Source organism: Hallella sp. (assembly GCF_037460745.1).
Taxonomy (GTDB): domain Bacteria; phylum Bacteroidota; class Bacteroidia; order Bacteroidales; family Bacteroidaceae; genus Prevotella; species Prevotella faecis.
Map to the genome: position 1 here is coordinate 1 of NZ_JAXVAE010000119.1, position 14277 is coordinate 14277.

Annotated in this window: 8 protein-coding genes and 1 pseudogene; 3 read left to right on the top strand and 6 right to left on the bottom strand. The window is 55.6% G+C overall.

Annotation, left to right across the window (positions count from 1 at the left end; translation table 11 throughout):
* Positions 1–1056: 1056 nt before the first annotated feature.
* Positions 1057–1389, top strand: coding sequence for a hypothetical protein (locus WKK33_RS08250; protein WP_337677740.1), 333 nt, complete (start codon positions 1057–1059; stop codon positions 1387–1389).
* A gap of 204 nt (positions 1390–1593) precedes the next feature.
* Here the strand turns inward: WKK33_RS08250 and pflA are convergent, their stop codons facing one another.
* From pflA to aspS, 3 genes are all read right to left on the bottom strand, one after another.
* Positions 1594–2325 carry a pyruvate formate-lyase-activating protein gene (pflA, locus tag WKK33_RS08255; protein ID WP_337933312.1) on the bottom strand — a complete coding sequence of 244 codons (732 nt, stop codon included), beginning with the start codon at positions 2323–2325 and terminating at the stop codon, positions 1594–1596.
* A 153-nt stretch (positions 2326–2478) separates the two neighbouring features.
* Positions 2479–4719: a formate C-acetyltransferase gene (pflB, locus tag WKK33_RS08260; RefSeq protein ID WP_337468485.1), complete on the bottom strand. Its 2241-nt coding sequence runs from the start codon at positions 4717–4719 to the stop codon at positions 2479–2481.
* Positions 4720–5159: 440 nt separating this feature from the next.
* Positions 5160–6920, bottom strand: coding sequence for an aspartate--tRNA ligase (aspS, locus tag WKK33_RS08265; RefSeq protein WP_337569814.1), 1761 nt, complete (start codon positions 6918–6920; stop codon positions 5160–5162).
* 150 nt (positions 6921–7070) lie between these two features.
* Between aspS and WKK33_RS08270 the strand changes: the two genes are divergently transcribed.
* Positions 7071–8198, top strand: a complete 1128-nt coding sequence (locus WKK33_RS08270) for a glycoside hydrolase family 88 protein (RefSeq protein ID WP_337933314.1) — start codon at positions 7071–7073, stop codon at positions 8196–8198.
* A 160-nt stretch (positions 8199–8358) separates the two neighbouring features.
* Here the strand turns inward: WKK33_RS08270 and WKK33_RS08275 are convergent, their stop codons facing one another.
* The 3 genes from WKK33_RS08275 to WKK33_RS08285 form a co-directional block, all read right to left on the bottom strand.
* Positions 8359–9699 (bottom strand): uracil-xanthine permease family protein, encoded by a 1341-nt coding sequence (locus tag WKK33_RS08275; RefSeq protein ID WP_309437897.1) that lies wholly within the window; start codon positions 9697–9699, stop codon positions 8359–8361.
* A 188-nt stretch (positions 9700–9887) separates the two neighbouring features.
* A complete protein-coding gene (locus WKK33_RS08280) occupies positions 9888–10190 on the bottom strand; it encodes a hypothetical protein (RefSeq protein ID WP_337569808.1) in 303 nt (100 codons plus the stop codon).
* Between the two features lie 13 nt (positions 10191–10203).
* A complete protein-coding gene (locus WKK33_RS08285; RefSeq protein ID WP_215760246.1) occupies positions 10204–10704 on the bottom strand; it encodes an NUDIX domain-containing protein in 501 nt (166 codons plus the stop codon).
* 680 nt (positions 10705–11384) lie between these two features.
* On the opposite strand from WKK33_RS08285, the pseudogene WKK33_RS08290 reads away from it, so the two are divergent.
* Positions 11385–14216: pseudogene (locus tag WKK33_RS08290) on the top strand (RecQ family ATP-dependent DNA helicase); the annotation flags it as partial.
* Positions 14217–14277: the final 61 nt, after the last annotated feature.

Sequence of the window (14277 nt, forward strand, 5' to 3'; positions counted from 1 at the left end):
CTTGGCAATGCTGAAATAACGAAATGTTCACTTGAAGAATTGGTAAGTACACTTGATTCCAAAATCGAAAGAGTGGATAATTACGAATCCCAATTACAAGAATGGCTTTGTAATAAATTATAATATTTATCTCATCAAAGTTTGCTTTTTAAAGGCAAACTTTTTTGTTTATACTCATATTACCCAATTTAAGAATTCATTTCTTTTGTCCTCCATAAGATGAAAGAAAATTTTCATTCATTTCCGTATCAACAGATGTTAAGCAGGTGTTTCCATTTTGGGGTTTTTGTAATTTTTGTTTCCAGTTTGTTCCTTTTGGTAGTTATTGCTTTTTGGAAGTATTGATTATCAGTGCTTTAAAATCTCAAAGCAGATTATCAAGAACAAGATTATCACATGGTAATAGATAGAACCCCGACAGAATACGAGCTACAAGTCTTCAATCATTCAGGGTTATATTTTTATATTTGTCTATGCCGTGAAGAAGCTTTGCTCAAAGAAAATATGCTATGGCCATTTGGAGAAACTCAAAAACGGGGCATTCAACGTCAACATTTTTGGTAAAAAACTTGTGTCAGGATTTCGGGCGAAATAGAGGGCGGGGAAGGCGGTTTGGGGCGTTTGGGAGGGCGGATGGGGAGCGGTGACTGGGGCGTTAGGCATCTTTCGAGGTGCGATAGCTAAGGGATCGAAGTGCCGAAGGTCAGGGATGGAGGTGCGGAAGGGCATGTTTCGTGGGTCGAAACATGCCTAACCGCAAGACGGAATGGGGAGTGTGGAGAGCCGAATGGGTTCTTCGAATGGTAAGCGTCTGAATGTTAGGCGGTTACAAAAATGCGCGAGAATGGCGTATTTGGGAGCGAGGCGAGGCTCGGCGGGAAAAACAGTGTAGATTCGGGGGAGGGATGTTGAGAATGTGGAATGGGTCCTTCGGATGTGGAGTGGTTGAATGTGGACCACAGAATGGCCAAGCGAAACAAAATTAAAACGCTTATTTCTACGCAAATAAACGAAGCCATACGTTTTATAAACGTAACGAAACCCACAAAAAACAAAATGAAATACAGAATTTTACACGTGGTTGGTGCGGTTTGCCTACTCTTTGCCAACCCTTCCTGCTGCCTTGCGAAGAAGAAGGTGGAGATCAGGCCTCTGGTGAAGGAAGAGCAGCCCGTTCTCACGTTCGTGACTCGCCAGAAGGGCAAGGCGTGGAGCCATCCTTTCGTATGCGTGTATGAGCCGAATTCCGACACGGAGCCGGGCGACATCGCATCGGTGAACTATTTCGAGCCGAACGAGCCAAACAGCGTGGGCATTATCGTGAAGCTGAAGAACGGCACCGAGCAGCGCATCGTTTGCCTGGAGAACGGAAAGGTTGAAACAAAATAGGAAAGACAAATCTATAACGACGCTCCCTCGCTGAACACCCGCACCAACGTACTGGCAGCGATTATGAACATGAAGGCAGGCAAGACCCTGCGTAGGTATCTGCAACCACCAAGTGGGCTGGGGTGCCATCACCAATAGGCGCAAAGGGCGCGTCGATGAGACTGATAGGGTCTTGGTCGACGCGCCCTTTTGGGATGGATGCGGTTAGAGGCAAGGCTTGTAGGCCGAGAGAAGTTGGCGCACGGCTTGGGCGCGGTCGGCGGGAAGCGGGTCGACACCTTCGAGCGGATAACGGAGGCCCAGCTCCTGATACTTGAAGGTGCCAAGGGTGTGATAGGGCAACACCTCGATCTTCTCGACCACCGAATAACGGGCCACGTGCTCGCCGAGGCGGTGCAGCCACTCGTCGTTGTCGGTGAGGCCCGGCACCACCACGTGTCGCACCCAGGTGGGGATTCCGCGCTGCTGCAGCTCGTCGAGGAACCGCAGGTTGTTGTCCTGCCGCTGGCCAGTGAGACGCGGATAGAGGTCGGGGTCCATCGTCTTGATGTCGAGCAACACAAGGTTGGTGTGGCTGAGCACATCGAGGGCGCGGCCCGAGCAGAAGATGCCACTGGTGTCGAGGGCCGTGTGGAGCCCCTCGGCCTGGCAGAGGGCGAAAAACTCGGTGGCGAAGTCGGCTTGCATCAGCGGCTCGCCACCCGACAGCGTCACGCCGCCGCTCTTGATGAAGCTACGGTAGCGCAGCACCTCGTCGAGCAGTTGCTGCGGGGTGAGCTCGTACTGGCATTTGCCATGCGGGTCCCACGTGTCGGGGTTATGGCAGAATTGGCAGCGCAGCGGACAGCCCTGCATGAACGCCACGAAGCGTATGCCGGGTCCGTCGACGGTGCCAAACGATTCCATGGAATGAATGTGGCCAATGGTATGGGTCATGATATATAGCGTGTTCTATTACCCGACGGGGCGATGCGAGTGGGCCCTGCGGGTGTGAGTGAATAAAACGAAAGCCAAATGCCCTCCGCTGCTGTGCGGTGAGCAAATGGCTTTCGTATGATGATGTGTATCAATGCGATACCATGGGCCTTATTACATGCCCAGGTTGATGGTACGTGAGAGCACGTCGAGCTGCTGCTCGCGTGTGAGCTTCACGAAGTTCACAGCGTAACCGCTGACGCGGATGGTGAGCTGCGGGTACTTCTCGGGATGATCCATGGCGTCGAGCAGGAGCTGACGGTCGAACACGTTGACGTTGATGTGCTGGCCACCGTTGGGTGTGAAGTAACCGTCGAGCAGCGACACAAGGTTTGTGGCCTGCATGTCCTTCTCCTTGCCGAGGGCCGAGGGAGCGATGGCGAAGGTGTATGAGATACCGTCGCGTGAGTGCTGGAACGGCAGCTTGGCCACTGAGGCCAGGGCAGCCACTGCACCCTTCACGTCACGTGCGTTCATGGGGTTGGCGCCCGGTGCGAACGGAACGCCCTTCTGGCGACCGTCGGGAGTGGAACCGGTGTTGCGGCCATACACCACGTTAGAGGTGATGGTGAGCAAGCTCTGGGTGGGCACAGCGTTGCGGTAGGTGCGGTGCTGGCGCAGGTACTCCATGAACTTCTCAGTCAGGTCAACTGCGATAGAGTCGGTCTCGTCGTTGTTGTTGCCGAAGGGCACATACTCGCCCTCCTCAATCTTGTAGTCGACAGCCAGGCCGGTCTCGTCGCGGATGATGCGCACCTTGCAGTGCTTCATGGCGGCGATAGAGTCGGTAACGATCGACAGGCCAGCGATACCTGTGGCGCGGGTGCGCTCCACATCGCCGTCGTGCAGCGACATCTCGAAGGCCTCGTAGTCGTACTTGTCGTGCATGTAGTGGATGATCTTCAGGGCGTTGACGTAGGTCTTGGCCAACCAGCGCATCATCTGCTCAAACTTAGGCATAAACTCCTCGTAGGTGAGGTAGTCGGATGTGATGGGCGCAAAGCGGGGAGCGATCTGATGACCGGTCATCTCGTCGCGACCACCGTTGATGGCGTAGAGCATACACTTGGCCAAGTTGGCGCGTGCACCGAAGAACTGCATCTGCTTACCAATCTTCATGGGGCTCACGCAGCAAGCGATTCCGTAGTCGTCGCCGAGATCGGCGCGCATGAGGTCGTCGTTCTCATACTGGATGGCGCTGGTGTCGATGCTGACCTTGGCGCAATACTTCTTCCACTGCTCGGGCAGGCGCTCACTCCAGAGGATGGTGAGGTTGGGCTCGGGCGACGGACCCATGTTGTACAGGGTGTGGAGGAAACGATAGTCGGTCTTGGTAACCATTGAGCGACCATCGATGCCCATACCGCCGATAGAGGCTGTGGCCCAGATGGGATCGCCTGAGAAGAGGTCGTTGTACTCGGGGGTGCGGAGGAAACGCACGATGCGCAGCTTCATGATCATCTGGTCGATGAGCTCCTGTGCCTCCTCCTCAGTGAGCGTTCCGTTCTTCAGGTCGCGCTGGATGAAGATGTCGAGGAAGGCGCAGACGCGGCCCAGCGACATGGCGGCACCGTCCTGGTCCTTCACGGCGCCGAGGTAACCGAAGTAGGTCCACTGCACAGCCTCGCGGGCGTTGGTGGCGGGCTTGGTGACGTCGAAGCCGTAAGCGGCACACATGCGCTCAAACTGCTTCAGGGCCTGCACCTGCTCGCTGATCTCCTCGCGGTGGCGCACGATCTCCTCAGTGAACTCCTGGATGTCGATGCGCTTGAAGTAGCGCTTCTTCTCCTCGATGAGGTTGGTGGTGCCATAGAGGGCGATACGGCGGTAGTCGCCGATGATGCGGCCGCGGCCGTAAGCGTCGGGCAGACCGGTGATGATGTGTGCGTGGCGGGCGGCCTTGATGTCGTCGTTGTAAGCCGAGAACACACCCTCGTTATGTGTCTTGCGATACTTCGTGAAGATTGTCTTGGTGGCGGGGTCGAGCTCATAGCCGTAGGCCTGGAGAGCCTTCTCCACCATGCGTATGCCTCCCTTGGGGAAGATGCCTCGCTTCAGGGGTGCGTCGGTCTGCAGACCCACCACCACTTCGCTGTCCTTGTCGATATAGCCAGCACCGTAGGTATCGAGGCTCTGGGGAAGCTTGGTCTCGGCGTCGTACACGCCCTTCTCGCGCTCCACCTCAAAGAGGTCGGAGAGGATGCTCCAGAGCTTCTTTGTCTTCTCGGAGGGGCCGGCAAGGAAACTCTCATCGCCGTTGTAGGGCTCGTAGTTGGCCTGAATAAAATCTCTTACGTCAATCTCGCGCTTCCAATTGGAACCTTTGAAATCTTTTTGGAGGTCTTGTAAAACCATGTTCTTAAAATAATGTGGTTGTTAAAAAATGTACTCGGGAACACGTCCCGCGGTGCAGTGACGGTGTGTATGCCGGTGCGGCGAAAGAATGTCTTCTCCTCACCCGTATGCTTCCTTATCGGGTACAAAGTTACGCTTTTCCTCGCTATTGAGCAAACGATTGCATGAAAATCATTATTTATGAGGAGGAACCCAGCTGGCTCATCATGCCTATCAAGACCACCAGGCCCTTCGCGCCCATTAAGCCTACAATGCCCATCCCCCTAAACCAAAAGAAAGCGGCTACACACTTCGCTAAGTGCTGCCGCTTTCGCAGTCGGTGCAAGCGGGGGGGGATCAGTTGCTTACACCGCAGTTTTGAGTTGAAATATAACTGCTAGCTCCCTCCCATGGATGAATAGGGGGGTAGAGTTGTGTCAGCCTTGTGCTGACGGGGATTCTTATTTGTGTGCCTTTACCTCAAGGTTGAGCTCGTCGAGCTGCTTGGGGTCGAGCTCTCCCGGAGCGTCGAGCATCACGTCGCGTCCGCTGTTGTTCTTCGGGAAAGCGATGCAGTCGCGAATGCTGTCGAGACCGGCCAGGATGCTCACGAAGCGGTCGAGACCGAAGGCCAGACCAGCGTGAGGGGGCGCTCCATACTTGAAGGCGTTCATGAGGAAGCCAAACTGGGCCTCAGCACGCTCGCGGGTGAAGCCGAGCACCTCGAACATGCGCTCCTGCAACTGGGTGTCGTGGATACGCAACGAGCCGCCACCCACTTCCACTCCGTTGCACACGAAGTCGTAAGCCTTGGCGCGCACCTGCTCAGGATGCTCATCGAGCAAGGGTATATCGTCGGGGTTGGGCATGGTGAACGGGTGGTGCGTAGCCATGAGGCGCTGCTCCTCGTCGCTCCACTCGAAGAGGGGGAAGTCGATGATCCACAGGCACTTGAACACGTTCTTGTCGCGCAGGCCCAGGCGGTCGCCCATCTCCAGGCGCAGCGAGCAGAGCTGCACGCGTGTCTTGTTGGCGTTGTCGCCAGAGAGAATCAGCACGAGGTCGCCGTCCTTGGCGCCCATCACCTGCTTGATCTCGGCCAGCGTCTCGGGCGAATAGAACTTATCGATAGAGCTCTTCACCGTTCCGTCGGCGTTATACTTGATGAACACCAGGCCCTGGGCGCCCACCTGCGGACGCTTCACAAAGTCGGTGAGCTCGTTGAGCTGCTTGCGGCTATAGTTGGCACATCCCGGCACGCAAATGCCGCCGATGTACTTGGCCTCGTTGAACACGCTAAACTCGCCCTTGCCCTCAAAGGCGTCTTTCAGTTCCACAAACTCCATGCCGAAGCGCAAGTCGGGCTTGTCGCTACCAAAGCGGCGCATGGCTTCATTCCAGGTCATCTGCTCGAGCGGCTTGGGCAGCTCCACACCGCGAATCTCGCGGAACAGGGTGCGGCACAACTCTTCGAAGATGTTGATGACATCGTCCTGATCGACAAACGACATCTCGCAGTCGACCTGTGTGAACTCAGGCTGACGGTCGGCGCGCAGGTCCTCGTCGCGGAAGCACTTGGCAATCTGGAAATAGCGGTCGAAACCGGCCACCATAAGCAGCTGCTTCAGCGTCTGCGGGCTCTGCGGAAGGGCGTAAAACTGTCCGGGGTTCATGCGTGAGGGCACCACGAAGTCGCGGGCTCCCTCGGGTGTGGAGCCGATGAGGATCGGGGTCTCCACCTCAATAAATTTCAGGTTGTCGAGGAAGTTGCGGATGAGGATGGTCATGCGGTGACGCAGCTCGATGTTCTTACGCACGGCGGCGCGGCGCAAGTCGAGGTAGCGGTATTTCATGCGCAGCTCATCGCCACCGTCGGTGTTGTCCTCGATGGTGAAGGGCGGCGTGAGACTGGGGCTGAGCACATTGAGCTTGCTCACGATGATCTCGATGTCGCCAGTGGGCATCTTGCTGTTCTTGCTCTCGCGCTCCGACACTGTACCCGTCACTTGGATGCAGTATTCGCGACCGAGCTTGTTGGCCTGGTCGCAGAGGTCCTTGTCGACGGCTCCGTTAAACACGAGCTGTGTGAGGCCGTAGCGGTCGCGCAGGTCAGCGAATGTCATGCCGCCCATCTTACGTGTGCGCTGGACCCATCCGGCGAGTGTTACTTCCTGGCCGGCGTCGGAGAGACGCAACTCTCCACAAGTTTTCGTTCTATACATAATCGATAATGATATGACGAATTGATGAATTATGGCGCAAATGTACGAAGAATAAATGAAAGCGAAAAAAAAAACGTTGTAAACTTACACTCGGCAAGGGATAAATTTTGTAAATTTGCCCTAAGCATAAAAACAAACGCCACTTAGAACATGATTTCAAGACGCTTCCTCACGCTTATTGCCCTCACGCTTATGGCCCTCTCGGCCATGGCCCAACAGGCGGGCGACGTGCTGGCCGCCGCCCGCAAGGCCAACCATTACTTCATGCAGAAACACCCCGATCCCACGCAGGCCACCTTCGTGCGCAAGGTGCGCCCCAGCAGCTTGTGGACGCGCGCCGTCTACTACGAGGGACTGATGGCGCTGCAGGCCGTCGACCCGCAGGAGACGTATGTCGACTATGCGCTGCGCTGGGCACGGTTCCACCAATGGACGCCACGCAACGGGGTGACCACCACCGACGCCGATGACCAGTGTTGCTGCCAGACCTACCTCGACCTGCTGCCTTACGCCGGCGACGATGCGGCGAAGGTGTTGCCCATCGTGCGCGACAACCTCGACCGTCAGATGGCCTCGGGGCGCCACAACTATTGGTCGTGGATCGATGCCGTGCAGATGGCGCTGCCGCTCTACGCCCAGGTGGGGCAGGCCACGGCCGACGCGCGCTACATGGACTATGCCATGAAAGCGTATCGCTGGACGCGCAACGAGTGTGGCGGCGGCTGTTTCAACGAGCAGACCGGACTGTGGTATCGCGACGCCGACTTTGTGCCGCCCTACCGTGAGCCCGACGGCCAGGAGTGTTATTGGAGCCGCGGCAACGGATGGGTGTACGCCGCCCTGGTGCGCACCCTGCAGACCGTGGGCAAGCGCCACAAGTATTATAAGGAGTTGAAGGCCGACTTCCTGACCATGACGCGCGCCATTGCGGCTTGCCAGCGCCAAGATGGCTTGTGGAACGTGAGCATGACGTCGACCCACTATGCCGGTCCGGAGCTGACGGGCACGGCGCTCTTCCTCTACGGCCTGAGCTGGGGCATCAGCCAGGGCCTCATCAAGGCGAAGACCTATCGCCCCGTGGCCGACCGCGCTTGGCAGGGCATGGAACGCATCTGCCTCCATCCCGACGGGTTCCTGGGATATGTGCAAGGCACGGGCAAGCAGCCCTCCGACGGCCAACCGGTAAGCTACACCTCGGTGCCCGACTTCGAGGATTTCGGCACAGGCTGTTTCCTGCTGGGAGCCACCGAGTATTACAAGTTGCTGGGCAAGCGGTAGGCTGATAGGCTTGAGGGCCTAAAAGCCAAACAAACCCGATGGGCCTAATAGGCAATGGGCTGACGCGACAGCCGCCCACATGCCTATTAGGCCCATCATTCGTTTCACGCCTACCGGCCCATGAAGTCCAGCAGTCCCACAGGGCTCCTAAGCCATTGGCTTATTCTCTTTCTTTCTTATATTTCTTATCTTTCCCATTGAAGCTCTTCACCTTCATGCCGAGCTGGTCGGGCAGGATGGCGTTGAGCAGGATGCCTACGAGGGCGGCGAGGGCCAGGCCCGAGAAGGCCACGGAGCCGATCTTCACACCGCCGTCGGTGCCATACTGCACGCCGATGCTCACCACCATGATGAGGGCGGCCACAAACACGTTGCGCGATGAGGAGAAGTCGACCGAGGTCTCCACGAGGTTGCGCACACCCACGGCCGAGATCATGCCATAGAGAATGAGGCTCACACCGCCGATGGTGGCGGCGGGCATCAGGCCGATGAGGCAGGCAAACTTCGGACAGAAGCTCAGCAGGATGGCGAAGCAGGCGGCCAGGCGTATGACGGCCGGGTCGAACACCTTCGTGAGGTTGAGCACGCCCGTGTTCTCACCATACGTGGTGTTGGCCGGCGCACCGAATATCGAGGCGAGGAACGTGGCCAATCCGTCGCCGCTAAGCGTGCGGTGCAGTCCCGGGTCCTTGATGAAGTTGCGGCCCACGGTGCTCTGTATGGCGCACATGTCACCGATGTGCTCCATGATTGTGGCGAAAGCGATGGGGAAGATGGCGATGATCGACGTTACGATGAGGTCGAAGTTGGGATCCTTCGCCACCGAGAGGGCCGTGCGGTCCATGTCGATGGGCAGGCCTACCCACGCCGCCTCATTGAGCTTGGAGAAGTCCACCTCGCCCATGGCGGCGGCCAGCACATACGAGCCAAGCACACCGAGCAGGATGGGCACAATCTTGACGATGCCCTTGCCCCAGATGGAGGTTCCGATGACGATGACGATGGCCGTGATGGCCAGCAACCAGTTTTGCTGACAGTTGGCGATGGCCGAGCCCGAGAGCGTCAGTCCGATGGCGATGACCATCGGTCCGGTCACCACGGGTGGGAAGAAGCGCATGACCTTCTCCGTGCCAAACATCTTAAGCAGGAACGCCATGACAAAATACAACAATGACGCTGCAGCTACGCCGATACAAGCGTAATTGAGCGCCACCACGTCGGTCAGGCCTTGTGCCACGCACAACTGCTTGACGGAAGCGTATCCTCCCAGAAAGGCAAAGCTGGAGCCAAGGAAGGCTGGCACCTTCATCTTCGACACCAGATGGAAGATCAGCGTGCCAATGCCTGCGAAGAGCAGCGTGGCGCTCACGTCGAGCCCGGTGATGAGGGGAACGAGGATGGTGGCGCCAAACATGGCGAAGAGGTGTTGCACACCGAGCACCACAAACTTGGGCTTGCCCAGCTCGCGGGCATCGTAAATGCCCTGAATGTCTGAATTCATAATTGTTATTGTTTTTTTAAGTTTCAATCAGGAGATTATTCCATCTAACATAACGCATTGGCCTTGCGCCTTATTGTGCTTCCGCCCCACTTTTTCTCATCGCAGAACGCAACCACCGCCCCACAATGTATCTCCCTTGAGCGGAACAGCCCCATGCCAACAGGACTAATCGGCCCCATGCCAACGGGCTAATAATAGCTTATCTCAAACTCCTGCGACAGGTTATGATAGTCAACGAGCGAGCTGCCCGTGTATTCTATTTGCATGCCGCGGTAGGCGCTGGGCACATAGAGCTTGCCGGTGACGAGGGTCCACTTGGGCTTGCCATAGTCGAACGACTTGCCCGACAGCAGCAGCCTCATCGAGGCGTAGTCGATTTCCCAAAAGCCACCGCCGATGCATGTGTCGTGGGGCTGCAACAGGTCCTTGTGCATCCTTACTTGGCCGATGCGCATATAGCCGTCGAGGGTGATGATGAATTTGGGTTCCATGGCAGATTGGGGGTTAGCCGAAAAACTTACGATACTCGTTCTCGAAGTTGGGCGTGAAGACGCCCTTGCCCATGTTGTCGAGAATCTCCTGGCGACTCCAAAAGCGCCCGCCGTCGAGCTCGCTCTTGCTGGGACACACCTCACCGTCGTAAACGCAGCGGTGCACATAGACCAGCTCTTTCTCGCGCAGGCTCTCAAAGACATAATGGCCGAGGCTCTCGGGCGCAAACTGGGTGATGCCCAGCTCCTCCCTCACCTCGCGGTGGAGCGCCTGCTCCACGTTCTCGCCCAGGTCGACATGGCCGCCCACAGCCGTGTCCCACCGGTTGGGCTGAATGTCTTTCCACGCCGGGCGATGCTGCAAGTAGAGCTCGCCCTTGCTGTTGAACACGTGCAGGTGGACCACGGGATGCAGAATCTTACTGCCGTCGTGGGCCCGTCCGCGGCTCACGGCTCCAAGCACCTGGCCGTTCTCGTCGACCATCGGAAATAGTTCTTCTTGATTGTCTCTCATATTCTTATTAACGACGTTCGCCCCCCAATTATTATATTTGTGGCTTTTCCGTTATACCATTTGTGGCTTTTCCGTTATACCATTTGTAGAATTCTCGAAGTTTAACAACCCCATCCCCACCCCACATTCAACAACCAACAGTAAGAAAAATTGGTAAAAAACTTGTGTTGCGTTTTTGGCTGAAATAGCGCGCGAAAAGGCGAAACGGAAGGGCCGAAACGCCGAAAACAAAGGGCCGCCTGTGGCGTTGGGCATCTTTCGAGTTGCGATAGCTAAGCTTTCGAGATGCGAAAGGTAAGAGAAGGGGCTTCGAAAGGGCATGTTTCGAGCCTCGAAAGATGGCTTTTCATCATGCGGAATGTGGGATGTGGGATGCGAAATGGGGCCTCCCGATGATAAGTGGCTGAATGTCTAGCGATTGCAAAAATGCGCAAGAAGAGCGTATTTGGGAGCGAACCCGGGCGTGATCGGAAAAACCGTGTAGATTTGGGGGAGGGATGTTGAGAATGTGGAGTGTGGAATGCATCGTTCTGACGACGAATGAGACGGCACGCAGGTAAAACGGTGTGTTTAGAAGTTACTTTTTGCCTAAATTTTGTTCCGTGTGTGATATAAAGTGGATTATTATTGCTATTTTTGTACCTAAAATAACAATGGGTTCATACTAACCTTCACCAACTATGTCACTTTGGGATAGAATCTTAGGCTCCATAAACAAAGGTGAAGCGCCGCGCTCTACCAACAACGACCTTACGCCCATAAAGCGTAATGCCGACAGCTACGCCTTTGTGGATGTGGAGGTTGGGGTGAAGAACCATAAGATTCAGGACATAGGAGCGATGCGTTATGACGGAGCAACGTTCCACAAAAATTCAAAGGCCGACTTGCAGGCTTTCCTACGCCACATAGATTTTTTGTGTGGTCACAACATTGTGCATCACGACGCAAAATATCTGTTTGGCGATGAGCGACAGCCATGGGCGCTTGTCGACACCCTATACATGTCGCCATTGTTGTTCCCCGAACGGCCCTACCACCGACTTGTGAAGGACGACAAGCTGATGAGCGACGAGATGAACAATCCGGTCAACGACTGCGAGAAGGCACGCGAACTGCTCTTTGACGAGATGACCCATTGGCACAATCTGCCTGAGCGCAGAAAGCGCATCTACGCCTCATTGCTCACCGGCATAGAAGAGTTTGACGGCTTTATGCAGTTGGTAGGGGCTGAGAGGCACGCCAAGGATTCGGTCGCAGAACTGATACGGGCTGAATTTGCCGGCATGATATGCGCCAACGCCCCCATCCAGACATTGGCAAGCAAATATCCTTGCGCGCTGGCCTATGCCTTGGCCTTAATCGACACGTCAGACCAACGGTCGGTAACCCCAGCTTGGGTGTTGTACCACTATCCTGAGGTGGAGTATGTGATGCGACGGCTGCGGCACACACGCTGTGCGGAAGGATGCGATTATTGCAACCAACAACTTGACGCCCGGTATAATCTGAAGCGTTTCTTCGGCTATGAAGCGTTTCGCACCTATGATGGTGAGCCGTTGCAGGAAAAAGCAGCGTGCGCCGCCATCGACGGCCAATCATTGTTGGCGATATTTCCAACAGGCGGAGGAAAATCGCTCACGTTCCAGTTGCCTGCCTTGATGGAAGGAGGGAGCGTGCATGGATTGACGGTCGTCATATCGCCATTGCAGTCGCTTATGAAAGACCAGGTTGACAATCTGGCTGACCGTGGCATAACCGACGCCGTGACCATCAACGGCTTGCTCGACCCCATATCGCGCTCGCTGGCCATAGAGCGTGTGCAGGGCGGCGACGCTTCGTTGTTATACATATCGCCCGAGATGTTGCGGTCGAAGACCATAGAGAAGATACTGATGGCGCGCCACGTGGTGCGATTCGTCATCGACGAGGCACACTGCTTCTCGGCCTGGGGACAGGATTTCCGTGTCGACTATCTCTATATAGGCAAGTTTATCAAGGAATACCAAGAGCGCAAAGGTGGCGACACCCACATTCCCGTGTCGTGTTTTACGGCAACAGCCAAGCAGAAGGTGGTACAGGACATTTGCGACTATTTCAAGCATTGGCTCAACCTCGACCTGCATCTCTTTGCATCGTCGGCCTCAAGAAAGAACCTGCGCTATAAGGTAATACACGTTGATACGGATGACGACAAGTATGCGCAACTTCGCGAACTTGTGAAGTTGGCTGCGTGCCCTACGATCGTGTATGTGTCGCGCACAAAGCGCACACGCGAACTCGCATCGAAGCTCACCCGCGACGGAATGAAGGCTTTGCCGTTCAACGGCAAGATGGACCCCGATGAGAAGATAAAGAACCAGGATGAGTTTATGACGGGAAGAGTGAACATCATTGTGGCCACGTCGGCTTTCGGCATGGGGGTCGACAAGAGCGACGTGGGGCTTGTGGTCCACTACGACATATCCGACTCGCTGGAGAACTATGTGCAGGAGGCGGGACGCGCAGGCCGCGACCCCAGTCTCACAGCCCAGTGCTTTGTGTTGTACGCCGACAACGACCTTGACAAGCATTTCGTACTGCTCAACCAGACCAAGCTTAGCCTTAGCGAGATACAGCAGGTGTGGCAAGCCGTAAAGAACTTCACACGCCAGCGTCAGCGAGTGTGCTGCTCGGCACTCGAAATAGCCCGACAGGCTGGTTGGGACGACTCGGTGTCGGACATCGAGACGCGTGTGCGCACGGCGCTCTCGGCACTTGAGCAAAGCGGCTATATAGAGCGTGGCAACAATGTGCCGCATGTGTATGCCACGGGCATAACGGTGAAGAACATGGATGAGGCGCGTCGGCGCATCGTAACGTCGTCGTTGTTTGGGAAAGACGAGGTGGAGAAGGCGGTGCGCATCATCAAGTCGCTCATTTCGCAGAAACACATCTCAAAGGCGCAGGATTCTGAGGCGGAGTCGCGCATCGACTACCTTGCCGACATTCTCGGTATGAACAAGCGGGAAATTGTGTCGGCCGTAGAGCGGATGCGCCAAGAGGGCATACTGGCCGACAGCAAGGACATCTCGGCCTACATGCAGGATGTGGGATCAGAGCGCAAGGCAAAAAACATGCTCGAGTATTTCGCACAACTTGAAGAATACATCATAAGGCATATTCCAGACGAATCGTTGCGCATATCGTATAAGCAACTCAACGACAATGCTGTGCGCGACGGATTGGAAAAGTCTACTGAGAAAAACATACGCACGCTGCTCTACTTTCTTGCCGTGAAAGGCTACACGCGCAAGAAGGAAGATGTGTCGCGCGACATCGTTGTAAGACGCCAAAGCAACATGGAATCGACGTTGAAGCGCTTTGAGAAACGCCTGAACATCTGCAGGTTTGTTATCGACTGGCTTTACCGTATGGCGGAGGCCATGGACGACGAGGCCAAGAAAACAGGAGCGGTGCAGTTCTCGGTAGTGGAATTGCTTAACGACATTAAGACAAATGGGCAAATGTTGTTCTTCGACTGGGGGTGTGTCAAAATTCACACCCTCTTTTAAAATATCACAAAGCCCGAACTTT